24 protein-coding genes are annotated in these 23,326 nt (G+C 62.4%); 8 read left to right on the plus strand and 16 right to left on the minus strand.

Translation table 11 applies throughout. From position 1 onward, the window contains the following. Positions 1-91: 91 nt before the first annotated feature. The 3 genes from SK33_RS25195 to SK33_RS25205 all read right to left on the minus strand — a co-directional run bounded on the left by SK33_RS25195 (position 92) and on the right by SK33_RS25205 (position 2,651). Complete coding sequence (locus SK33_RS25195; protein WP_004883082.1) at positions 92-367, minus strand: EexN family lipoprotein; 276 nt, start codon at positions 365-367, stop codon at positions 92-94. Then, positions 364-1,308 carry a LysR family transcriptional regulator gene (locus tag SK33_RS25200; protein WP_004883081.1) on the minus strand — a complete coding sequence of 315 codons (945 nt, stop codon included), beginning with the start codon at positions 1,306-1,308 and terminating at the stop codon, positions 364-366. The genes SK33_RS25195 and SK33_RS25200 overlap by 4 nt, the downstream gene beginning before the upstream one ends. Before the next feature lie 74 nt (positions 1,309-1,382). Further along, positions 1,383-2,651 (minus strand): efflux transporter outer membrane subunit, encoded by a 1,269-nt coding sequence (locus SK33_RS25205; RefSeq protein ID WP_228745491.1) that lies wholly within the window; start codon positions 2,649-2,651, stop codon positions 1,383-1,385. A 266-nt stretch (positions 2,652-2,917) separates the two neighbouring features. On the opposite strand from SK33_RS25205, the gene SK33_RS25210 reads away from it, so the two are divergent. From SK33_RS25210 to SK33_RS25235, 6 genes are all read left to right on the plus strand, one after another. Then, the gene (locus SK33_RS25210; protein WP_022652140.1) at positions 2,918-3,553 is read left to right on the plus strand and encodes a TetR/AcrR family transcriptional regulator; all 636 of its coding nucleotides are present in this window, start codon (positions 2,918-2,920) and stop codon (positions 3,551-3,553) included. Between the two features lie 50 nt (positions 3,554-3,603). Next, positions 3,604-4,719, plus strand: a complete 1,116-nt coding sequence (locus SK33_RS25215) for an efflux RND transporter periplasmic adaptor subunit (RefSeq protein WP_044256783.1) — start codon at positions 3,604-3,606, stop codon at positions 4,717-4,719. Positions 4,720-4,741: 22 nt separating this feature from the next. Beyond that, the gene (locus SK33_RS25220; protein WP_004883075.1) at positions 4,742-7,858 is read left to right on the plus strand and encodes an efflux RND transporter permease subunit; all 3,117 of its coding nucleotides are present in this window, start codon (positions 4,742-4,744) and stop codon (positions 7,856-7,858) included. A gap of 190 nt (positions 7,859-8,048) precedes the next feature. Continuing rightward, positions 8,049-8,384, plus strand: coding sequence for a DMT family transporter (locus SK33_RS25225; protein ID WP_004883073.1), 336 nt, complete (start codon positions 8,049-8,051; stop codon positions 8,382-8,384). Between the two features lie 12 nt (positions 8,385-8,396). Further along, positions 8,397-9,014: a DUF3313 family protein gene (locus SK33_RS25230; RefSeq protein ID WP_004883071.1), complete on the plus strand. Its 618-nt coding sequence runs from the start codon at positions 8,397-8,399 to the stop codon at positions 9,012-9,014. A 299-nt stretch (positions 9,015-9,313) separates the two neighbouring features. Further along, positions 9,314-10,624 (plus strand): patatin-like phospholipase family protein, encoded by a 1,311-nt coding sequence (locus SK33_RS25235; protein WP_023123864.1) that lies wholly within the window; start codon positions 9,314-9,316, stop codon positions 10,622-10,624. Here the strand turns inward: SK33_RS25235 and SK33_RS25240 are convergent. From SK33_RS25240 to SK33_RS26555, 10 genes are all read right to left on the minus strand, one after another. Further along, the gene (locus SK33_RS25240) at positions 10,617-12,599 is read right to left on the minus strand and encodes a relaxase/mobilization nuclease domain-containing protein (RefSeq protein ID WP_004883068.1); all 1,983 of its coding nucleotides are present in this window, start codon (positions 12,597-12,599) and stop codon (positions 10,617-10,619) included. The genes SK33_RS25235 and SK33_RS25240 overlap by 8 nt on opposite strands. After that, positions 12,596-13,039, minus strand: coding sequence for a hypothetical protein (locus SK33_RS25245; protein ID WP_022652141.1), 444 nt, complete (start codon positions 13,037-13,039; stop codon positions 12,596-12,598). Before SK33_RS25245 ends, SK33_RS25240 begins: the two co-directional genes overlap by 4 nt. Continuing rightward, positions 13,036-13,635 carry a S26 family signal peptidase gene (locus tag SK33_RS25250; RefSeq protein ID WP_004883067.1) on the minus strand — a complete coding sequence of 200 codons (600 nt, stop codon included), beginning with the start codon at positions 13,633-13,635 and terminating at the stop codon, positions 13,036-13,038. The genes SK33_RS25245 and SK33_RS25250 overlap by 4 nt, the downstream gene beginning before the upstream one ends. Further along, complete coding sequence (locus SK33_RS25255; protein ID WP_004883064.1) at positions 13,632-14,177, minus strand: DUF2840 domain-containing protein; 546 nt, start codon at positions 14,175-14,177, stop codon at positions 13,632-13,634. The genes SK33_RS25250 and SK33_RS25255 overlap by 4 nt, the downstream gene beginning before the upstream one ends. Then, a complete protein-coding gene (locus SK33_RS25260) occupies positions 14,174-14,449 on the minus strand; it encodes a hypothetical protein (RefSeq protein ID WP_004883063.1) in 276 nt (91 codons plus the stop codon). The genes SK33_RS25255 and SK33_RS25260 overlap by 4 nt, the downstream gene beginning before the upstream one ends. Then, on the minus strand, positions 14,446-15,084 hold the full coding sequence (gene parA, locus SK33_RS25265; protein ID WP_004883061.1) for a ParA family partition ATPase: 639 nt from the start codon (positions 15,082-15,084) through the stop codon (positions 14,446-14,448). The genes SK33_RS25260 and parA overlap by 4 nt, the downstream gene beginning before the upstream one ends. A 265-nt stretch (positions 15,085-15,349) precedes the next feature. Then, entirely contained in the window at positions 15,350-16,192 is an 843-nt protein-coding gene (locus tag SK33_RS25270; protein WP_004883059.1) for a replication initiator protein A, read from the minus strand. Between the two features lie 26 nt (positions 16,193-16,218). Then, on the minus strand, positions 16,219-16,503 hold the full coding sequence (locus SK33_RS25275) for a helix-turn-helix transcriptional regulator (RefSeq protein ID WP_004883058.1): 285 nt from the start codon (positions 16,501-16,503) through the stop codon (positions 16,219-16,221). Between the two features lie 112 nt (positions 16,504-16,615). Beyond that, positions 16,616-17,383, minus strand: a complete 768-nt coding sequence (locus SK33_RS25280; RefSeq protein WP_004883055.1) for a DUF2285 domain-containing protein — start codon at positions 17,381-17,383, stop codon at positions 16,616-16,618. A 343-nt stretch (positions 17,384-17,726) separates the two neighbouring features. Continuing rightward, on the minus strand, positions 17,727-18,278 hold the full coding sequence (locus tag SK33_RS26555; protein WP_004883053.1) for a DUF2958 domain-containing protein: 552 nt from the start codon (positions 18,276-18,278) through the stop codon (positions 17,727-17,729). A 118-nt stretch (positions 18,279-18,396) separates the two neighbouring features. Here SK33_RS26555 and SK33_RS25290 point away from each other — a divergent pair, with 118 nt between their 5' ends. Then, entirely contained in the window at positions 18,397-18,690 is a 294-nt protein-coding gene (locus tag SK33_RS25290; RefSeq protein WP_064717570.1) for a helix-turn-helix domain-containing protein, read from the plus strand. A gap of 302 nt (positions 18,691-18,992) precedes the next feature. Here SK33_RS25290 and SK33_RS25295 read toward each other — a convergent pair whose 3' ends face one another. Continuing rightward, complete coding sequence (locus SK33_RS25295; protein ID WP_004883051.1) at positions 18,993-19,307, minus strand: DUF736 domain-containing protein; 315 nt, start codon at positions 19,305-19,307, stop codon at positions 18,993-18,995. 69 nt (positions 19,308-19,376) lie between these two features. On the opposite strand from SK33_RS25295, the gene SK33_RS25300 reads away from it, so the two are divergent. After that, a complete protein-coding gene (locus SK33_RS25300) occupies positions 19,377-19,748 on the plus strand; it encodes a hypothetical protein (RefSeq protein ID WP_174330000.1) in 372 nt (123 codons plus the stop codon). Positions 19,749-20,117: 369 nt separating this feature from the next. Here SK33_RS25300 and SK33_RS25305 read toward each other — a convergent pair whose 3' ends face one another. Then, positions 20,118-22,184, minus strand: a complete 2,067-nt coding sequence (locus SK33_RS25305; RefSeq protein ID WP_004883050.1) for a ParB/RepB/Spo0J family partition protein — start codon at positions 22,182-22,184, stop codon at positions 20,118-20,120. A gap of 80 nt (positions 22,185-22,264) precedes the next feature. Beyond that, complete coding sequence (locus tag SK33_RS25310) at positions 22,265-23,095, minus strand: DUF932 domain-containing protein (protein WP_004883049.1); 831 nt, start codon at positions 23,093-23,095, stop codon at positions 22,265-22,267. Between the last annotated feature and the right edge of the window lie 231 nt (positions 23,096-23,326).

Here is a 23,326-nt window from a genome sequence, read left to right on the forward strand (position 1 = left end):
GTGCCGAACAGAAGATTCAGGCAGACTAGCGAATTGCTGAATTGCTGAATTGCTGAATTGCTGAATTGCTGAATTGCTGAATTGCTGAATTTCAGAATTTGGGGGATTCTTTGGGCGGTGTGTATGGCGTTTTTCCGTCACCGTAGAACCGCTTACGTGTTGCCTCCGCTACCCGGTTGCAAAGCAGTTCGCCCAAAGTAGGCCGATCCGTCTTGCATTGCTGGCGCAACTTCTTGAGCTGTTCCGGGTCTGCCACCAGCTCTTCTACTGTCGGGGTTTTCTTTTCTGCACTAGTGGCTTTGTGCGGTTTATCAGATTGACCGCATGCGACTAGCATTGCAGCGACGAGCGTGATGGCGAGTCTCATGGCATCAATTCCTCCGGAAGATCGGGATTTCGGCTTTTTGTTGACCTGAGAAACTCTGGCAATTCGATGGCCTGTACTCGCTGAATGAAGCGCGCAAGCTCGTCAAACGGATCGCCTTCAAGTCTGAGTAGATAGGTCGTCAAAGGTGGTACGCGTGTCGAAAGCGGCCTCGCCACGACTCCTGGCTCTCGGGAGGCTGCAATGTGTGCAGCCCCTGTAAGTCCGAGTGCAAAACCGGCAGATACCAACGCCATCATCAGGTCGAAAGTGGTAACCCGCTCGGCAACTAGAGGCTGCATTTCAGCCCGGCTAAGTACTCGCTCAATGTGCTTGGCGTGGCCCTCGCACACTTGAGGATCAGATAGCACTAGCGGGTAGCGCAGCAGTTCATCCAATGGAATTCGCTTAAGAGCCAGCAACGGATGCCGAGCTGGCAGCGCCACCATAAGCGTGTCAGTCCACGCGGGAAGTGCGACGATTCCATCACCTACGTCGTCGGACTGTGCAAAGCCGACGTCATACAGGTCGTCGTGCAATCCTTTGATTTGTTGGGATAGTGGCACCTCAAAAAAGCGAATCTCAACCTCGGGCTCCTCCTCGCGACACAACGCCAATAGGGCTGGTAAGCACAGTAGTGTTGCGCCGTCTGACAAGGCGACGCGGAGTTGTCCATGAAAGCCATTTTTTGCTGCCTTCACGCAGTCCCGCGCCTGTTGCAAGGATGCGAACACCCGAGGTGCGTGCTCCATGAGCATCAACCCAGCTCGTGTCAAACGCGTGCTTCTCGTGTTCCGAATAAAGAGCTGTGCTCCTAACTCCTCTTCGAGTTCTTTGATCGTGCGAGACAGTGGGGACTGCTCAATATGCAGTTTCGCAGCGGCGCGAGCGAAGTGAAGTTCCTCGGCGAGCGCCATAAAACAACGTAGATGTCGAATTTCCATGCGTCCCCTACTAATCGTCGATCTATTCAGTATTTAAAACTCGCTGCCATGCTGCGTTCTTCCAACTCAAGGACTCAGGGTGAAGATTGCAGATTCACATGCTCTGGCGAACCAGAAAGCGCTTTAGCGAGAACACCCCATTGCACGGCTGCGTCGGCGCGAGCACGGACCAGAGCCGCTCGCTGGGACAAGGTGCCACGCTCCGCTTCTGCAACAACGGTCGCATCCACCTGTCCCGCCTCAAAGAGGCGTCGACTGCGGTCAAGGAGTCGATCAGCGACGACAAGACCATCGACCTGATGCTGCAGAGAAGTCCGCTGGGTCTGCCAGCCCAGATAAGCGTTCTCCACATCCTGAAGCGCAAGCAAAACCGTGCGTTCCAGGTCAGCCTGTGCGCCGCGACTGCGTGCTGAGCCCTCGTCGATTCCCGCTTGTATTGCTCCACCGTCAAAGATCGGAAGCGTCACACCCAAGCCCAGAGAGAAAATGTTCCCTGCCACACGTGTTCCGTTGTTCTCGAAGCGTTGGCGCCCACCACTCAAATCGAGCACAAGTTTGGGGAGCCGCTCGCCTTCTGCTGCGTTCCATCGCGCCGTCGCCGCTGCAAGACGCGCCTGCGCGGCTCTGACGTCGGGGCGCTGCTGCAGCAATTCGCCTGGCACGCTTCTGGGAGTCCAATCGGGCATGGTGAGAGAGGCAAGCGCAGGACCGCTGCCAAGCGCCCCCGGAATCCGGCCAACGAGCACATCCAAGGCATGCGTTGCTTCGCCGCGTACGCGTCGCAACTGCTCTTGCTCCACCCGGAGGGCGATGACCTCGGAACGCGTGCGTTCAATGTCAAAGCCCGTAGCTTGACCTGCCTTGAACTTCTGCTCTGTCAGACGCTCAAGGCGCTCGGCGACTTGAAGTCGCTCTTTTGCCAGATCTTCCAGCTCTGCCGCCTGCCGCTGCTGCAGTGCAGCGGACACTGTCTCAAAGGCGATCTGCCAACGTGTCGCGAACCAGTTCTGTTCGACAGCAACTGCGTCCATCCGTGCGCCATCAGCGGCATGCGAGAGGCGGCCCGCTAGATCAACTTCCCATGAAGCCGACAGCGGAAGCCTGGCATCGCTGCTGATGGTCGGTGCCAAAGAAAAGTCGCGCGCGCGCGTTGCTTGGGGCGTGAGCGCCAAGCTAGGGAACATTGAAGCGCGTGTACGTCGGGTGATCGCCACAGCTTCATCAATCCGCGCTCTTGCAATAGCGAGATCGGTGTTGTGCTCCAGCGCGTTGCGCACCAGCGCGTCAATCAGCGGATCACCGTACGCCGTCCACCACTCGGCCGGGAGTGCTTGTGCTGGCACCTGCTTGCACAGCCAGACCCGCTTCGTTCATGAATTTGGCCGGAACCTCAACGCGTGATGTCTCCACCCTGTGAGGCGAGTGGCTGCACGCGGCGAGAAGCGTGATCGATAGGAATGCAACAGCAGTAAGGCCGCGGCGGGCGTAGGGATCGGACATGTTGAGCCACTAGGTTGTGAATTGAGGAGGCCGTCTTGACGGGCATAGTTCATGGCGTGTACTATACCGTCCAGACGATTCAAAAATCAAGCATCTTTGGAGTTTCACCATGGCAACTCGTATGAAATCAAGCCCAGAGGAGTCGCATTCGGCGGACAACGGCGCTGAAGCCCCCTCCATCTCTAAGAAAGCGCAACAAACACGGGAGCGCATCCTTCAAGCTGCGCGTGACGTAGTCATGGAGGGAGGTGCCGGGCACCTAACGCTTGACGCGGTCGTTGCACGGGCAGGAATGAGCAAAGGTGCGTTCCTGTACCACTTCAAGACCAAGCGCGATCTGCTCCTCACGATGATTGATGACCAGGTCTCGGCGTTTGATGGCGGGCAGGAAGAGCGAGAGCTGCCATTCGTCGGCGATCCAGACCCTTGGCTATCCAGCCAGGTCTCGGCTATGCCTGACGGCGGGATGCAAAAGATGAGCGCTGCATTGCTGGCGGCCGTGGCTGAAGACCCCACGCTGCTTGAGCCTGTGCGCGGCTGGTACCGCAGGCAGTACGAGAACGCGAGCAAATCTCCACGCGGCACCGATATCGCCGGAATCGTTCTATTTGCCTTGGACGGAGTCTTCCTCGCCGAAATGATGGGTTTTCCGACGTTTGCTGCCGAAGACCTTTCTCGACTCATGCACACCCTCCAGGCGCTCGCCCGCGGCGAACTGGAACTCACCCCTATTGATAAACGCTGATGAAAGGCCTTCCCGTGTCTTGCACTCCCTTTAAATCCCAGTCCTGGCAAATGCAGAAAGTCGGCCTCGCGTTTGTTCTGCTCGCATCGCTTGCCGGCTGTGATAGTCAGAAGGAGCCTGCTTCCGATCCACCGCGAGCGGTCAAGCTGCTCACGGTGGGGGATGTAGGTTCTGTGGCCAATCGCATTGAATTGAGTGGTCTAGCTCGCTCCAGTGAGCGGAGTACCTTGGGGTTCGAGACTGGCGGGCGTATCAGCAAGCTTCATGTGGACGTGGGAGATCGCTTCTCTCGCGGACAGCTTCTGGCTGAGTTGGATGTTCAGCCCGAGCAACTCCGCCTAGAACAGGCTCGGGCGACACTCGCTGCTGCGGAAGCCGCATTGGCAGACAGAATCGTGCAGACAACGCAGCAAAGGGGGCTGCTTGAGGGCAACGTAATCTCCCCGGCTGCATTCGAGAGTGTGAAAGCACAGTTGGTTGCAGCTGAAGGCCAGGTGCGCAATGCAAAGGCCGCATTCGGCCTTGCCGAGCGTGCGCGAAGGGGGGCCGCCATTCATGCGCCATTCGACGGCGTCGTCGCGGAGAAACTCGCTCTGCCGTTCACAGATATTGCAGCCGGAGCGCCGGTGCTTCAAGTGGATGGACTACGCAGCGGCGTAGAAGTCCTTGCGACTGCATCGACGACCCAGGCGGCAAATATCAAAATTGGGCAGGTCGCCGAACTGCGCCTGAGCGAGTCAGCAAGTCCCGTTCGTGCTTCGGTACAACGCATCGGCTTGCGTGCTGAAAATGGCTCACTTTTACCTGTCGTGCTCGTTCCTCAAGATGCTACTCTTGCGCGCAGTCTTCGACCCGGGTCTGCCGTTCAAGTATTGCTGAAGGCACCGGAAGCGAAGGATGCCTCACCAGATCGTCTGATGCTTCCCTATTCGGCACTGGTGCTCAGTGAGAAAGCAGGACAAGCCGCAGTGTTTGTATATGACGTGACCGGAAAGAAGGTGCACCGCCGGGAAGTGCAATTCCAGAGCGAGCCAGGCGGCGACAACGTTCGCGTTGTGGGCGGCCTGAAGCGCGGCGAGATGGTAGTCGCGGCTGGCGCGAGTTGGCTGACGAACGAGCAACAAGTCACCCCACTCAAGGCCACGACCCAATTGGCCGGACGCTGACCCGCTACAGGAAGACTTCGCTATGAAGATCACAGAAATGGCGCTGCGCGCCAGCAGACTCACCTACCTTGCCGCGGTCATCATTCTTGTTGCCGGCATTGCCACGTTTCTCAATTTCCCTTCGCAGGAAGAGCCATCGGTCACGATTCGAGATGCGGTTGTTGCCGTTCTGAACCCTGGCATGCCAGCCGAACGTGTTGAGCAGTTGATCGCGCGTCCGATCGAGGAGCGTTTGCGGGAGCTGGCCGAGGTCAAGCGTGTAACCACAACCGTTCGCGCGGGCGGGGCCGTCATACAGGTCACGATCTGGGAGCGGTACACCGACCTAGCCCCCATATGGCAGCGCGTTCGCGCGAAGGTTGCCGATGCTCAGCCTCTGCTTCCACAGGGTACGTTGGGGCCATTTGTCAACGACGACTTCGGCCGTGTTGCCGTGGCCTCCATTGCGGTGACCGCGCCGGGCTACTCCATGGGCGAAATGCGTGTGTCGTTGAAAGAGATGCGCGATCGCCTATACGCGCTTCCCGGCGTTGATCGCATCAGCTTCTACGGCTTGCAGGAAGAGCGCGTCTATCTCGAATTTGATCGACCAAAACTAGCCCAGCTTGGATTGACCCCACAAGGGGTGATCGATCAACTCGTTAAACAAAACGTCGTGCTTTCAGGCGGGCAAATCGCCATCGGTGGCATCAACGCTTCGCTGGCTGTTAGTGGAGAGGTTCGCGACGCCGCTTCGCTGCGCGCGTTGCCGATCATGATGGCGCAAGCTCAGGGTGCGCGCGGTGCTTCGCCTGCTCCTTCAATCTCACTGGGAGAGCTTGCGCGCGTGCAGGTACAACCTGCAGATCCTCCCGAGTCTGCTGCAGTCTATAAGGGCCAGCCTGCCGTAGTGATGGCAGTGTCCATGACCTCGGGCCAGAACGTGGAGCAATTCGGCGTAGCCCTCAAATCCCGTGTGGCCGAGCTTGAGAAACTTCTGCCCGCAGGTTTCGAGCTCTCCTATGTGACATTCCAGGCAGACGTCGTCAAACGTGAAATGGGCAAGATGAACCAGGTGATGATCGAAACGATTGTCATCGTGCTCGGCGTCGTCGTCCTTTTCCTGGGATGGCGCACAGGATTCATCGTCGGGATGATCGTGCCGCTTACCATTCTGGGGGCACTGATCGTGATGCGCGCGCTGAACATCGAGCTGCAAAGTGTTTCGATGGCAGCCATCATCATCGCTTTGGGGCTCTTGGTAGACAACGGCATCGTGATTGCCGAAGACATTGAACGGCGCTTGGCAGCCGGTGAAGACCGCAAACAGGCTTGTCTCGAAGCGGGTCGTACCCTCGCACTGCCGCTGCTGACGTCCTCATTGGTTATCGTCATCGCCTTCTCCCCGTTCTTCTTCGGCCAGAGTGCGACGAGTGAGTATCTGCGCTCTCTCGTCATTGTCCTCGCGCTCACGTTACTCGGATCTTGGCTGTTGTGTCTGACCGTCACTCCACTGCTGTGCTACCACTTCACCAAAGTGCATCATCAACCGGCGAATGACGCGCAAACCTACAACACACGCTTCTATCGCGGCTATCGCAAGTTGCTTGAGTGGGTGCTTGACCACAAGGCGATCTACGTTGGTGTGATGACGGGTGCATTGGCCGTAGCTCTGTACGGATTCACGACACTGCCATACGACTTCTTGCCGAAGTCCGACCGAGTTCAATTCCAAATACCGGTGCAGCTCGCCCCTGGAACGGATTCACGGCTCACTCTTGCCAAAGTGAAGGAAGTGAGCGGCTGGCTCGGTGATCAAGAAATCAACCCCGAAATCACGGATCACATTGGCTACGTCGCTGACGGTGGGCCGCGCTTCATCCTTGGGCTCAATCCCCCATTGCCAGCATCGAACATCGCGTACTTTGTCGTGACGGTCAAGGCAGGCACCAACATTGACGTCGTGATTGCCCGAACTCGGGCTTACTTCGCGCAGCATCATGGAGATGTACGCGCAGAGCCTCAGCGGTTCTCGCTAGGCACTACCGAAGCCGGCACAGCCGTCTACCGGGTCAGTGGGCCGGATCATGAGGTGCTGATGAATGCGGCGGCGAAAATTGAGTCCGCGCTACGGGAGCTGCCAGGTACGGCCAACATCAAGAACAACTGGGATACCCGTGTCGGCCGTCTCGATGTTCGGGTCGATCAAGATCGTGCGCGACGTGCTGGCGTCACCACCGACGACATAGCTGCCTGGCTTGGCACCCGCTACATCGGCCAGTCGATCTCTGTGATCCGAGATGGCGATACCAGCGTGCCAATCGTGATGCGCGGGACGTCCAATGATCGGCGCAGCACTGCGGACGTTGGTTCGACGACCATCTATCCAGCGTCGGGTGGCCAGCCGGTTTCCCTGGCGCAAGTGGCCGATGTCACGCTCGCTAGCGAGCCGTCTGTGATCCAGCGCCGCAATCTCATTCGTACAGTCACAGTTCAGGGGCAGAACACCGCATACACCGCGCAAGAGATCGTGGATCACCTCGCACCTCGGATCGCCGCAATTGAACTACCTGCAGGCTATGCCATAGAGCTTGGTGGAGAAATTGAGGAATCGGCTGAATCGAATGCATCGCTCACGCACTACATGCCGTTCGCTCTTCTGGCGATGTTGCTGCTATTCATCTGGCAGTTCAACTCCTTCCGCAAGCTGATCGTGATTCTCGCAACGATTCCCTTCACGTTGATTGGGGTCGTGATTGCACTGAAGGCAACAGGCACTCCTTTCAGCTTCATGGCGACATTCGGGGTGCTTGCGCTGTTCGGAATCATCGTCAACAACGCCGTTCTTCTGCTCGAACAAATTGAACACGGCCTCTCGGAAGGTCTCGCCCGACATGAAGCCCTGGTGGGAGCTGCGATGCAGCGGCTGCGTCCAATCGTGATGACCAAGGTGACCTGTATCGCGGGTCTCGTGCCCCTGATGTTGTTTGCGGGGCCGCTGTGGAAGGGCATGGCCATCGGCATGATCGGTGGTCTCGCACTTGGCACGCTCGTGACGCTTGGCCTGATTCCGTTGCTCTACGAGGTGCTGTTCGGAATGAAGTGGCCGGGCAGCAAACGGAGTCACGAGGCGGTACAACAACCAGTGCAACCGGTCTGATCCCTCAGCGTAACTGTCCACACGCTTCCCCCGATCTCTCTCGTGGCCGGAGAGATCGGGGAGACAGATTCTCGCCATCAGAGAGTTTAAGAAGAAATCAGAAGCAGAGCGAATTGACCGCCTACTGCCTATTCTTTGATGCTTTGATGCTTTGATAATCAATTTTCACTGAATAGATTTGGAGAAATATATGAACCCGTTGTCATGGAATCCATGGTTGGTTCTACTGATTGCCGGCCTGTTCGAAATCGGTTGGCCACTAGGCCTCAAGATGGGTGCGGCCAATGCAGCGATGCGCTACGTGGGGCCGGCGATTGCAGTTGCCTGTATGGCAGCCAGCGGCTTTTTCCTATGGTTATCTCTTAAACAGATCCCCATAGGAACAGCTTATGCGGTCTGGACCGGCATCGGTTCGCTGGGCGCGTTTTTCGTGGGCGTGTATGTGTTCGGCGATACCGCCTCCTTGATACGTTGGGTTGGAATTGCGCTGGTTGTTGCTGGCATCGTCTGTCTGAAAATGGGATAAATGAAAATATATATGAAACGCCCTATTTCATTAATCCATTTTGTGCTGCTGGCAGGCCTCACGGCAACCTTATCTGGCTGTGCTTCAAACGGAATGACTCGATCAGGGTTTCTTGGTGATTACGATGTATTGGGAAAAACGAAGTACGAAAATGTTCTGCTCTTCAAGGCGCCAGGCTTTGAACCCAGTCGTTACCGGGAAATATTAGTCGAGGATGCTCAGGTAGTGACGGCAACTGGACGCATAGGTGGGCTTGAAGCTGAGCAAGTGCGAGAGCTTCTCGATCACGTCAACAGTGAACTGCGACATCTCCAAACTAAGTCCGAAGCTCCCGCATCGTCAGGCCGCATACGTGTGCGTGTGGCAATTACGACCATTGAGACGCCCAATAGAGCAGTCAACACCCTAACGACGTTGCTTGTTGGACCAGTGACAACTGGGGGAGCTAGTTTGGAGTTTGAGGCAGTAGATGAACAAACAGATCGTCGGGTGGCTGCTGCTAGCTGCTTCGAGCACGGCAACGCTCTCGCGGATTTCAAAGGCTCCTACACACTGCTCGGGCATGCAAAGTCTGCAATCACCACCTGCCTTGAACGGATCAATAGCGCTTGGAGAAGTGCTGGCTCGTGAATAGCTGCTATTCCATAACTTCGCGCGGATCGCGAGGAGCCTCATCAAGGGGATTCGTAGGGTGCCGTTCTTGTAACGTCTGCAGCATTCTGGAGTGGCTCTGCTTCGTCGCAAAATTGCCGGCGTTTCTCGTTCTTGTCTATTCGAAACGCTGCGTGGTGCTGCTTGCAGAGGTAAAGCGCCTGGAGGTGTGTAAATTCACACGATGGAGTTTGGCCGGTGTGCTGGCAACGGTAGTTCTGACAGGGTGTTCCACTTACCGTCCTTGGATCAACCCGACACTTTCCGACGCCGCCTTAATGTCTCTCGCCGAGAACGACCAACGCATCAGGCCGTCGGAGGTCAACCAACCGGTGGTTGTAGCGGTGACACTGTCAGGCGGGGGCGCTCGGGCGGCGGCCTTCGGCCTGGGCGTGCTGCGCGAACTCAAGGCCACACGCTTCGCGCTAGAGGGCCAGGAGACCACTCTGTTGGATCAGGTGTTCCTGGTCAGCGGAGTGTCGGGGGGCAGCATCCTTGCCGCGCACTTCGCGGCCTTCGGCGATGCCACGCTGACTCGTTTCGAGCCGGATTTTCTGCTTGTGCCTTTTGAGGGGCGACTCATACGTGAAGCTCTGTGGCCTGAGCGTCTTTATAGACTAACTTCACCTTGGTTTGGGCGCAGCCAGATCCTGGCTCAACGCTTGGACGAACTTTTTGAAGGCCGCACCTTTGGTGACGTGCGCCGACGACCGGGCGCGCCCGAACTGATGATCACGGCAACCGACCTCACGACCGGTGCCCCTTTCGATTTCACCACCGAGCAATTCCGGCTAATCTGTTCCGACCTCGATGCAACGCCGCTGTCTTTCGCGGTGGCGGCCTCGTCGGCAGTACCGCTGGTGCTGTCGCCCGTAACGGTGCGAAACAACGCCAATACCTGTCCGCCGCCTCTCCGATCTTTGCCTGTCAGAGGGCAAAATTACAGATCACGCATCCTGCAAAGCGGCATAGACAGCTACCTCAATGCGCACGATCGGCCCTATATCCACCTCGTGGACGGTGGTGTCTCCGACAACCTCGGCGTACGTCTGATGCTAGACCGGCTAGTAGCTTCGGGCTCAATGAGCGCCAATTTCTCGGAGGTCAAGCCCGGAAGCTTGCGCCGACTCGTGTTGGTGACGGTGAACTCCGAACGAGGACTGAGCGAGAGAGTGGACAGTAGCGACCGAGTTCCCAGCACGACGCAAGTACTTGAGTCGCTGATCTTCGGTGCCGGCGCTCGCGAGACCCAGGTGACGCTGGCCATGCTTAACGACGACCTGCAACACTGGCGTTCCGAGATTGTCCGCACCCGTGGCCAAGCGGACAGCCCCTTTGCGGCCGACGCAGAAATCTACGTAGTAAGCGTAAGTCTGAACGACGTGCCGGACGACAAGATCCGGCATTCGCTGCTGCGCGTGCCCACAGCCTTCACGATCGAGGCTACGGATGTCTTGGACCTGCAAACTGCGGGAGGCGAAGCACTGAGGCAATCCAAGGAGTTTATGGCATTGATTGAATCTCTAAGAAGAATCACAGCAGCCAAGCAGACTGCGCCTGGTACTCAGCTTCCCTTGATATCTAACTGATACCGATACTGGGCTTTCGTCCAAGTTCCCAAGAGGCACTTCCGCCGATAACCTTTGCGGCAAGCTGTTGTCCCAGTCGCGGCTCAATTACCGGCCGCCACGGCACAAGGCTGAACCCCATGCCGTCATCGAGCATCGCGTAGCGCCCGCTGGCGAGCATAATGGAACGCCGGTAGATACCGGCTACGCGCTGCCCGTCGGCCACCGGGCGATGCTCTAGGCCGGTTTCCGCCGCAATGTCTTTCGCGGCCTGCACTAGTTCCCGATTGCGTAGCGTGCCCAGCAGGTTGCGCGCGAGGATGACGCGCTGCCCGCGGCGCTGTGCCAGCCCCTGTTCTTCGAGGAAATCGGCTCGCTGCTGTATGGCCTGCTTGGTATCACCGCCAAAGCCCAAGTTGCCCAGCCCACGGCCACCGCCGATCAGTTGCTGGTCAAGCCAAGTCGCGCCGATGACGCGGGCCTGCCGTTCAATAGGAAGGTGTGATTTCAGCTCTACGGCTACATCGCCCAGCCGTTGCGCGTCGTATTGGCGGCCACGCTCGGCCAGGTCGTCCGGTACCTTCCATAGCCCTTCGGCCACGCGCTCCACGATGCAAGCCCGGCGCAGGGCTTCCAGCCGCCGGACATGAGCGGCGACGACTTCCTGCGGGTCGCGTCCGGGCGTAGCCCGGCCCTGCTCGATTACCAGGTGATGATCGGTGCGGTACAGGCCATCGCTCGCCAGCGAGGCGATGTTCTTGTCGGCCGTGCGCACCTCAGTCGAACCCTTCACCTCTACCACAGCGCCCGTGGGATAGTTCGCCAGTTCGTCGCGGGCGTTCAGTGCAACGTAGTGGGCCTTACCGTCCGTGCCGTCGATGATCAGATAGCCTCGGTCGTGCAACTCATCGGCAAGCCCCTTCGCGGCCACGCGGCCGATGAGGCTGCGACCATCGTCGCCCGGCTCGAACACCGCCAGCTCACGCGGCTGGCCGCTCATGGCCCGCTGCATCGTTCGGATGATGTCGCCACGCTCACCCAGGGCACGCAAGGTCTTCTCGGCATCGGCATGAATGGCCCAGGTGCCGGGCTGCACCTCGTCGGCTAGGCCCAGGCGCTGCAAGCGTTGCAGGCGGCCGATCAGCAGCAGGCGCTGGCGTTGCAACCTCGGCTCGTTGAGCCGTTCGACATGCACCCGGCCATCCTCGCCGGTCTCGCGCTGCAAGGTGCGATCCAGGCTCGTCCACCGCTCCTGTTCCACCTCGCGCCTCAAGGTCTGCTGAATCTCCAGTTCGGTGCGCGGCCCCAGCCACTCGGTCGCCAGCTCGGCGGCGCGATGGCGGAAGCCGTGGGCGATGTAGTCACCCGCGATGATGAGGTCTTTGCCGGTGTCGTCGCGCCCGCGCACGATCAGGTGGGTGTGCGGGTTGTCGGTGTTCCAGTGATCCACCGCCACCCAATCCAGCCGCGTGCCCAGGTCGGCTTCCATGCGGCTCACCAGATGCCGGGTGTAGGTGCGCAGGTCGTCCAGCTCGGCCCCGTCCTCGGGCGAGACGATGAAGCGGAAATGGTGCCGGTCGTCGGCGCAGCGTTCCTTGAAGGCGTCCAGATCGGCTTCGTCGGCCTGTGGCCCGTAGCCCCGGCCCGGTTCGCCATCGCGACCCGCGCCGTCGCGCTCGATGTAGCGCAGGTGCTTGGCGAGCGATTGCGGGCTGGCCCGCTGGTGATTGACCAGCAAGGTCTTGATGGTCACGCGCCGCGACATGGGCATTAGCTTCGCCCCGGCGAAGCGCGCCGCCGTGTGGCCACGTCCGAGCCGAGAGCCGGGCCGCTGGCCGGTGCCAGCCGCGCCAGGACGGCGTACTGCCGACTTGCCGCTGCTGGCTTTGCCGGCCTGCTTGAGCACCTTGGAAACGAAGCTCTGCCCCTGGCCCTTGCCCCGGTTCTTCGGGGCGCTGGGGCGCACGCGAAAGTCGTCGTCGCGGCTGTCGGTCATGGCTGCGCTCCCCGCAAGCTTGGGCGTGTCCTGTCGTGCGAAGCACGCGGACATGCCAGCATTGGCGCGACCCTCGCGCCAAACGCGGCACGGTGGCGAAGCCGCTCCGTGCCGCGTTCCCCCCATGTGCTGACTGGCTTTCGACGCGGCCAGGTGCCGCGTCCTTTTGTCTTGCCTTCCGCCTTTGCCCTTCGCTGTCGCTCCAGGCAACGGCGGCCCGGCGGCGCTGCTGCGTGAACAGACAGCGCGCCGGCGAAAGCGCCAATGGCCGCAGGCCGGGCGCGTTCGAGGCAAGACGCCTGAACGTTGGACGGCTGCGCCGGATGCTGCGCGACGTGCGGTGCGAATGCACCGGCACGACAGGCGCAGCGACACTGAAGCAGCCAGCAGAACGACATGCCCGATGGCACGTCAGAGCGCAGCGAATCGGCGGCCATCATGGGCGTATCTCCGGCCACACCGGATGCGCAACGCCGATCACGGCGGATGCGCTGACCGGGCCGAAATAGCGGCTGTCGAACGATGCTGGATTCGTCACGCTCAACAGGAGCAGTTCGCCCGGTTCAAGGCGGCGGCAAAGCTGCAAGGACGGCAGCGCCCGGCCCAGCCGGTCGGCGGGCAGTACGGCGGCCGAAGGCACGCCGTCGATGCGTACCTGACCGGCGACGATGCAGACGTGTTGCGGCGCGACCGCGCCCACACGTTTGAGCAGCGGAACGCGCGTCGGCAGGTAGCCGCGCTGCGCAGCGAGCGCGGCAGCCGTGGCCGGAAGCGGCACCAGCACGATGCTGTCCACGGACAACGGACGTGGCAGCGAGGCGGTGCGCGGGTCGAACGGGTCAATGCGATACCAGCCGACCGCCACGCTGTCGGACGGGTTGTAGGTCAGACGCGGCAGCGGCGACACGAAAGCCGCCCAGGCCAGCGCAGCGAAGCCGATGGCGGCCAGTGTCGCCAGCACGATGCGAGCGCGCAGGCGTGAGCGAGGACGCGGCGCCACGTCGGGCGCGTTGGGTGTGGTGGTCGGGGCGGTCATGGCAGCACCTTCCCGGCCAGCCAGGCGGTATGCCGCTCGGTGGTGTATTCGGGCAGCGCAAGGCGAGCCGCAAGACGGTTGCCCAGCGTGCGCCAGTACGCCGGCGACACGTCGATGGCAGCGATGCCCAGCGCCTCGATGCCGTCGATGCGCTCCAGCACGGCGCGCACGTTGGCATCGCCTTCGGTGTGTAGGAGCAAGCGCGCGCCCGGCTGAACACCGGGGATGCGCTGCGCCGCGTCCAGCGGTGTGCAAGCCTGCATCACCATGAGTTGCCAGCGGATCGTGCCGTAGTCGTTGGCCTGCCAGCGGATGCGGCAGAGCATCGCGCCCGGCAGGAACACCGCGCAGCGCCGCCAGCGGTCGAGCTGAAGCGTGCGCGCCGGTTCGCCGAAGCGCAGGTAGAGCTTGAAGCGATGTTCGAGGTAGGCCAGCGAAACGCGCGTCAGCGGCACATTGCCGGCCTGTCCGGCGAGTGCCGAAAGCGCAGGCAGCGGCGCAGCCGGTGCCGCGTTCGCGGCAGGCCAAGCGAATGCGTTCATGGTGTGTTCTCCGGCGGAAACTCCCGCTCCAGCAGGCCGCGCAGCAGGTCGGCCACGGTCACGCCTTGCGTGAAGGCCGACACCTTGATGCGCGCCCGCATGGCGGGCGTGATGTCGAGCGTGAGGCGGGCCGTGTAGAGGTCGCCTTTGCCCAGCGCGTCGGCATCGCCCTGACGAATCCACGCCTCGGCGTGCGGATTCGCGGGCGGACGTGCGCCGATGCCGACGCGCTTGCCCGTGCGTTTGCTGTTGGGTGGCTGCTGCGCTGTCATGTCGGCCACCGCAGCAGTTCGTCCACCAGGGCGGTGATTTCGCGGGCGGCGGCACTGTCGGGCGCTGTCTCGCGTGCGAGCCGGCCAGCGGCCACGCTGTCGGCGAAGACGATGCGCTGATGCACCTCCGAGCGCAGCGCGGGCAGCGGCTGTTCGGCGAGCGATTGCCGCGCCTCGCGCCCGATGATGGTGGTGCTGACGCGCCGGTTGATGACGAAGGCCGCGCGGAGCAGCGGCCGGAACACCTGCGCCTCGCGGATCAGCGAAACCATTTCCGAGCTGGCCCAGAGGTCGTAGGGGCTGGGCTGCACCGGGATCAGCACGCGCTCGGCCGCCAGCAGCGCGGAGCGCGCCAAGGCGGCGATGCGCGGCGGCCCGTCGATGATGACGTGATCGGCCCGCCTGGCGAGTTCTGGCGCTTCCTGATGCAGCGTTTCGCGTGCGAGGCCCACGGCGCTGAACAGCCGTGGCAAGCCTTGCTGGCTTCTGCGCTGCGTCCAGTCCAGGGATGAACCCTGCGGGTCGGCATCGAGCAGGACGACATGCTGGCCGCGCATCGCCAGTTCGCCCGCGATGTGCGTGGCGAGCGTGGTCTTGCCGACACCGCCTTTCTGGTTGAGCAGAGCGAGGATCATGGCGCGGCCCTCCCTGCTGGAAAGCCGGGCTTTACCTGCCGTGCAAAACGCTGTTCGCCGTGCCGTTTCTCGGTTGTCCACCGAAACGGCGCGCTTCTACTAAAAGTTATGTATTTCTTGTTAGGGAAGTTAGAGGGGCCGCAAACCCGCGCCGTTATTGGCTTTCCGGCGTTTTCGTACTCCTGATAGCACGATAGGCGTACTCCCGATAGCACGATACCCGGTACTCCTGATAGCACGAGGCCGTCCACACCTTTTCCACGAGTTATCCCCGTGCCGTGTGCAGCACGGGCCGGAAGGTCAGCAGTTCTTGTCCGTCGTCCGGCATTCGCTCGATGCCCAGGACGTAGCCGGGCAGCGACTGCCGCGCCACCAGGACGCGCAGGTCGTAAGCGAAGTCGGAGAAGCGCGCAGCGCTGCCCGACTTGCGGTGCAGGTGCCGGAAGTCGAATTGCCAGCCGCCCGGCTGCTTGCCGCCGTGCTTGCGCACCAGGCGGTACAGCCAGCGCTCGATCCCGCCCTTCAAGCGGAAATAGGCTGGGTCGATGGTCAGCACCAAGGCGGCATCGAGCACGCCCGCATAGAACCAGTCCGGCAGGATCAGTTCGATGCCCAGCGGCACGCCGCTGGCATCGGCCAGTTCCTTCCACTCGTTGATCCACGAGAAGCGATGCAATCGCCTTCCCGTGGTTTCGCGGATGGACGTGGCCACCGTGGTCGATTGCAGCCGGTCGAGCGCGGCTTTCAGGCGCAGGTAGTCGTTGAGAGACGTGCCGCGCCCGATGAAGCGCAGGATCTCGTAGGGAGTGGCGCGTATCCAGCGCGACGGGCGCAAGCCCGCGTCGCGCGCCTCCACGATCTGCGAGGCGGCCCAAATCAGCAGGTCGGCATCCCATATCGTTGCGATGCCGTGCTCCTGCGTACCCTCCACGCGGATGGTGATGCCGCCGGCGCGGAAGTCGATCGGCGCGGTACGCCGCGACTTCGCCAGCGAGAAGAACGGAAAGGCCATCAAGTCCTGGCTGTCGCGGGGTGCCATGTCGCCCGGCAGCGCGCGGAACAGGTCGAGCTGTTCGCGCTGCAAGGCTTGCCCTGGCGGGCTGGACATGGCGACGGCCACCCACGCGCCAGCGATCAGCGGCCATCACGGTAATCGCCCGCGTGGCGTTCGGCATATTCCGGGTCGGAAGTCGCCTCGTAGCTGCGCTGGTCGGCCCAGGCATCGAGGTCGGACACCGCGTACATGACGCGGCGGCCGAACTTGCGGAACTTCGGGCCGCCGCCGATCACGCGCTGTTTCTCCAGCGTGCGTGGCGACAGGCGCAGGTACTCGGCGGCTTCGTCGTTGGTCAGGTAGCGTTGGGGCTGCGCAGGCGCAGCGACAGCAGCGGCGGCAGGCCGCAAGGGAGCGGGTCGCATGGGATGTACCTCCATCAAGCCCGGCCACACCACGCGGCCGGTTAGAGGCACTTTCAAGAAAGCGAGGCTGCTTGCTAAGGGACGATCTACGGGGGACGCGAAACGTCCCCCCCTACTGCAACGGCGGCGGAAGCTGTGCCAGGCGGCGATAGCCGCCACGCATCAGCGCATCGCCACGACGTACCAGCCGCCGCACGCGGGCACGTAAGGCGCTGTCCTTGTGCCAGTCGGCGGCGACGGCATCGGCGCCGAACAGCCCTTCGGCCACTTCGCGCAATGACGCGCCCGCCAGGGTCGCGTCGAGCGTCTGCAAGGTGTGCAGTTCCAGCACCGCGGCCGTCGTGGGCCTGGAACGGGCCGCCGCCGCAGGCGTGGCAACCGTGGCCACGGCCAATGCGTCCAGCTCGGACGCGAGCGTGCGATAGCGCGCGCAGGGCGTGGCGCAGGCGCGGGTGGCGTAGAGGTAGGCCATGCCGTCTTCCAGGCCCGGCGCGAGCGCGAGCCGCAGGCAGCAGCCGGGCCAATGCGACACCAGCACCAGGCGCTTGCCGTCGTGGATCAGTTGCTTGCGGCCAGGGACGCGCCAGAACTCGAAGGCATGGGCTTCGGGTGGCGGGTCATCGTCCGGGTAAACCTGCACGACGGCATCGTGATCGGGAAACCAGGCCGGATGCGCGTCGCGCGCATCCAGGGCTGGGTCTTCCAGCAGGCGCAGGCCCCACGCCTGCGCCGTGTCCGGCCGGCGGCGGCGGCGCAGCCAGTCGCGGCGGTAGTCGGGATTTCGGCGCAGGTATTCCCACGCCAGCGCAGGGCCGTCAAGGTGCAGAACGTAGAGATAGGCCGCTGTCGGATACCAGTGTTCGGCGCTGCGATCAGTCATGGCGAAACCTCCCTCTGTTTGGGATGCGTCGCCACGATTTCCGCGATGCGGGAACTATCGAAATGCCATCAGGTCGTCATCAAAATTGGTTAGGCTGTAACTGTCGGTGTCAAGACCATTTGGCTCTGCGTGTTGCGGAAATCGTCTGAATGCGACGGCTACGCCTTCAGGAAAATGACGCGCAGCACCGAACACCGTGCCGCAGCCCGCGCCCAAGATCAGGACTGTTTTCAACAGGATCGCACCACTTCGGTGCAAGAATGCGGATTCAGACCTGCACGGTCTTGATCAAGATTGAAATAGTCACGATGCGCCCCGGCTGGCTAGGCCGCGCTGGTTTTCATCAGTCCGTGATCGCGCCGTTCTCCTGCGCCAGCCGGACGTACTCCGATAACGGGCGCACCGCCTGGAAATACCGATCCCGCCGCACCGGCAGCTTGCGCGGCCCGACGATGCCCGCCAGGTCGGACAGCTTGACCATCCCGAGCTCAGGCATACCGATACCGAGGTCGATCAGGCCGTAGGCCGTGTCGCCATCCGCCGGGTCGAGCGACACCAGCAGCCAGGTCACATGCGCGTCCGGGGTGAACAAGCGCACCACGGGCAGCGGGTCGAGCCGCTGACCAGCGGCGAGCGCCGCGCCGTGGGCCAGCAGCCGGGCGCGTTCATCAGCGGTGACAAGCGGCAGGGTCATGGGCAGCTTCTCCACGAAACCGACGATGCGCGAATGCGCTTTGGTGCCGAAGCGCAGAACTGCCGAAACGCATCCGTGCATTCGTGTGGAAGCACCGATGTGCAAGCCATCGCATCCGTAGAAGAACAGAAGCGCCGAAGCGGAATTGTCGGAAGCCGGAAAGACACGGATGCGATTCCCCGGTTCTGTCGGAATCCGCATCTGCGGATTTCCGTAAAAGCACGAAAGCGGGCCTTTCAGCCATGAATGAACACTATAGATTGTAGCCCTATAGGGCGCAATGGGCTGTCATCTTGGTTTTTATGGGGAAACCAAGTTAGTGACAGCGAAACACTCATTGGCAACGGCAATACGGACAGTCAGGAAGGCGCGAGGCTTGAGCCAGGAAGCGTTCTCCGACGTGTCCAGCCGCACCTATATGAGTACGCTGGAGCGCGACTTGAAAAGTCCGACCCTGCACAAGCTGACCGAGCTGTGCGAGGTCATGGAAGTGCATCCGCTGACGCTGTTGACGCTGGCCTACGCCGGCGACGACACGCACAAGGCCGACGAACTGCTGGCGCGGGTGCGCCAGGAGTTCGAGGCCGTGCTGAAAGAGCGCGACGCGCCCTAGCGCGTCTGAATGCCCGCAAGCGGAGCGCGCAGCGCCGCCAGGCGCGAAGGCGTGAGGGATTGAAGCCGAATGGACATGACGCCATTGGCGGCATGGGGCGCAGCCCGAAAGCCCGGCGGCGCAATGCGCCGACACGCCATGCTGTTCCTACTGCCACGGGCTTCGAGCCATTCGACCATCACCAATGCAATGCTGGCCTTGGACATGCGGGACATGGGGCAACTGCCGAAACCCTGTGCGTGCGATGCTGCGATCAGCAGCACCGCGCCCCGCCGCAATGGGCGGGGCGCGGTGGGCGGCCGTCAGGCCGCCTTGGGCTTGCTGCGCGACCAGATGAGGTCGTGCGTGTCATTCTCGCCTTCGATCAGGCGGGCATAGACCGTCGCCGGGAATGAAGGATCGTCGATGGCCACCGACAGGTAATCCCGCCCGGCCTCGCTGGTTTTCTTCCACGCCGCGCCGAAGTCGTGGCCGGCCGCTTGCAGGCGGAAGTCCGGGGCGCTTTCGTTCTCGCCCTTGTCGTTGGGAACCAGCTTGACCTTGAAGTTGAGGGTCAGGGTGCGGAGCTGGCCGGTGAAGCCGTCTTTCTCTGCGGTGAAGGTGCCGATGTTAGCCATGATGATTTCTCCTTTCGGGTTGAACAAGGTCGCGCCAGTGCGTCCTTGTTGTGATCCGTCCGGCGGGGGATGGGCTGGCCGCACCGCGCAGCGGTCGCAACACCGTGGAGAACCTGGAAGCGAAAAGAATTTGTCCCGCGAGGAATGCGCGCAGCGCAGGGGGAATTGTTTTCGCTGGAAGGTTGCGGCCATGAAGCCCAGCCACCGCCAGGATTCACAACAACACAAGGACGTACTGGCCGCCCGCTCCCGAATGGAGGCATGGCCGACTCGGCATCCCCGCGCGACGGCTTCACCGGCCTGCGCCCTGACACGGGCAAGGACAATGCCCAGCGACAAGGTGAAAGCGTCCCTACTGCTGCTTGCGGCCCTTTGCGTGAGGCGTGGCGTGGAAGCTCCATTGCAAGGCCGGGCGGCGTGTCGGTGAACCGTCCTTCGTGACGTACAGGCGACGAACCGCCAGCGTCGAGGACGGCACGCTTTCGTGCAACCTGCGGCAGCAAGCCGGGGCGTAGCCCCACACGCCCGTCCATTGCGGTGGGGCGCGTTCGGAATGTCGTCGGCGCTGTGCGCCGACGCACTTATGGGCTTCGAGGGTTTCCCGCGCACAAGGTCACTTGTGCGCCGCCCCTTCGCCGTCCGCCCGAAGGCGGCGAAGGGGCGTTCTGGCTTTGGGCTTGGAAACCGGGCGCGGCCACCGCCGCGCCCGGATTTTTGACCATCGGCACCAGGGCGGAACGGCCTGGGGCCGATGCTGATGGAACAGCGAAGCGCCCCGGCCGAAACCGGGGCGCTCGGTGGTGGTGAAGGTCAGGCGGCGAGTGCGTGGGCCTGCTGCTCGTCGTCGTTGTCGATGGCTTCCGGCTCGTCGTTCGTCACCGCCTGCGGCGCATCCTGCGCCGTGGTGTCGTCGGTGCCTTCGGCCTTGAAGATGGCAGGCATCCAGCCGGTGCCATCGGCCAGCCGCTCGGCTTCGCTGGCAATGTCGGCCTTCTTCAACTTCGCCAGCCGGGTGACGTGCGCCGGGGCGTACTGCTCCACGGCTTCCAGAATCGCGGCCTTCGGCACATGCCGGAAATAACCCTCATTGGTGGGCTTCCACCATGCGGCCATGTCCAAGCCGACAGCCTGCGCCAGTTCCGCGCCCGGTTGCTGCGGCGTGGCGCGGGGTGTCACCACGTCCACCGTGACGGCCACGGATATCGCCAGCAGCCGCACCAGTTCATCTTGCGACTTCGCTAGCAGCACGGCGAACAGTTCGGCGCTGTCCTCCGGCAAGCCTTCGCCTGCTACCTGCTGCAACTCGCGCAGCGCCACGGCGGCGGGCGAATCCGGTATATCCGGGGCGATGCCTTCCAGCCGGTCTTGCGCTTTCAGGCTCACGCCCAGCGGCAAGTCGTGGCCGTAGTGGCTGCCCTGCAAGACGGTCTGCACCATGCCATGCACCAGCGCGGCCAGCGCCACTTGCGGATGCCGGGCGACTTCGATTTGCAGCGCGGCGGTGCGGTGGGCGCTCAACCGCTGCGCCAGCTTGTCGGACATGGCGGCGGTCTTGGGCTGCTCGTCGTCCTCGCCTTCGTCGTCGTTCCCGGCTTCGCTTTCGCTGCCGAAACCTTGGCGCAGGCGTTCCAGTGTGCGCAGCGCCTTGGCCTCGGCCTCGCGCATCAACCCGCGATGAATCACTGCCTGCCCGTTGCGGTCGATGGTGACGATGGCACCGGCTGCGGCCTTCACGGTCGTGCCGTAGTCCTGCAAGCCATCTTCCAGCGCCTGCAACTGCTCGCCCACGGCTTCGCCTTCTTCCTGCAAGGCATCGGCCTTTTCCTCGTCTTCGGTATCAAGCGCGTCATCCACGGCGGCGGCCAGTTCGTGCATCTTGGTTTGCAGCTTCTCGATGCGCTGCGCTTCGCGCTTGTTCGGTTCGCGGCGCTCCCTCGGCGCACGCTGGAAGGCGTGCAGGTCGGCATGGGTCACGGCGGGGGTGGCATCCACCCACGCCCAGCCTTCGTCCTTCACCTCGGCGGCGATACCTGCCAGCTTGTCTTGCGCCAGCCGTTCCAGCAGCGCGGCATCGGTCAGATACACGCCCGCGTCACCTTCCGCGAACAGGTCACGGCGCACACCACCGCCTGCGGCTCCGTAGGTATCCAGCCCCACGAAACGCACCAGCGGATGCCGGTATGCGTCAATCTCGCGCTCGGTGAGGCGGTCGCGCAATTGGGAAGGGTTGCGCTGCCACGTCGGCGCGTCGTAGAACGCGGTTTCCTGCGCGGCGTGGTCGTCGGTGATGGCAAGGGCCATCAACTGATCGAGCGTCACGGCTTCGGCGCGGTAGTCGGCCAGCAGCCGGGGCGAGACGTTCGCCAGCTTCAAGCGGCGCTGCACCACCAGCGGCGTGACGCTGAAATCGGCGGCTATGTCCTCGATGGGTCGGCCTTCGGCCACCAGCGCGGCGAATGCCTCGAACTGGTCGGCGGGGTGCATGGCTTCGCGCTGCACGTTCTCGGTGAGGCTGGCCGTGCGGGCGGTGCCATCGGCCACCAACAGGCAAGGCACTTCCCATTCCTTGCTGATGCGGCGCTTCTTCGCCAGCAGCTTCAACGCGGCCAGCCTGCGGCCACCGGCCACGACTTCGTAATGCTCGCCATCGGCGGCGGCAATGACGATGAGGTTTTGCAGCAGGCCGACACGCTGAATGCTCGCGGCGAGTTCGGGAATGGACATGCGCGGGGTCTTGCGCACGTTGCGGCCAGCAGGACGCGACACCAGCCGCGACAGCGGAACCAAAATCAGGTTCTTGGTCGGGTCGGCGGCTTCCAGCGGGATAGCGGCGGCGGTGTTGAGGGCGCGGGCTTCGGTTTGGGTAATGGCGTTCATGGTGATAACTCCTATCGGTTCAGGGATGCAGCAGCGAAGAAAGCGGCAAGGGCTGCTGCCTGCCCCTGCCGCGTGGGGAATCAGGCCTTCAACTGGCGCAGGCCATCGGCCAACATCCAGAGGGCGCGATTGAGGCGCACATCGGAATCAATGCCCTGCACGGGGCGGGTCTGCTGGCGGCGTCCGTTGGCGCTGCGGCCATGCAATCCGCCTTTGGTCAGGTTTTCTTGGGTGCGGTTGAACACGCTCCACAAGTCCGGGCGGCGGTCGTCGAACCGGCGCGGCATCAGGATTTGGCTTTCCGTGATGGGCGCGGGCTTGTTATCGGTGGGGTCGTACTTGAGGGCCAGCGCGGAACGGGCGAACACTTCGGCTTCGCCTTCGTCCAGCGTGATAGCGCGCATCAGGTCGCGGGATTCCTTCACGCGTTCGAAGCCGCTCAACACCTCGAAAGCGCCTTCGATGACAGAACCGGCCACGTCGCCCTTGTGCGGCACGCGCACATCGGCCACGGTATCGCCGCACACAAGGCCATTGCTGCAAACGAACCGGAACATTCCGGCCAGCATCTGATAGCTGCTGGTGCCGTCGTGCGAGTTCAGCAGCACGATTTCATTGGCTTCCGCGCCGTTGATCTGACTGGCATGGCGCAGGCGAATCATGTGTTTGGTGTAGTCGCGGCGGTCGTCGTGCCGCACGCGGGTTTGCGCTGCCATGAAGGGTTCAAACCCTTCCTTGCGCAGTTCCGCCAGCACGGCGGCGGTGGGAATGTAGGCGTACCGTTCGGAGCGGCTATCGTGCGGGGCCTCCGCGAAGATGGACGGGGCTACGCGGCGGATTTGGTCGTCGGACAGCGGGTAGTCACTGCGCAGCGTCGGGGAATGGGAAGCGAATCGAGATGCGAGTTGCATGGTTTTCTCCAATGAGTTGCTGTGGTTTCAAAGCTGACCGGATTCCAAGATTCGGAGCCCGTTGTGGCTTCGGTTGGTTCGGCGCAGAGACCTGGGCCGGTCCTGTTTGCCGCCGTCTTTCCTGAGTTCATCGCCCGCGAAAAACCGGGCCAGCGAGGGACTGGCCGTCAAGGGAGAAGCGCAGGGTTGGTGCGGCCCGCAGCGCAGCGAGGACTCGGCCCTGCGCGCCTT

Source organism: Citrobacter sp. MGH103 (assembly GCF_001034475.2).
GTDB lineage: Bacteria > Pseudomonadota > Gammaproteobacteria > Enterobacterales > Enterobacteriaceae > Citrobacter > Citrobacter freundii.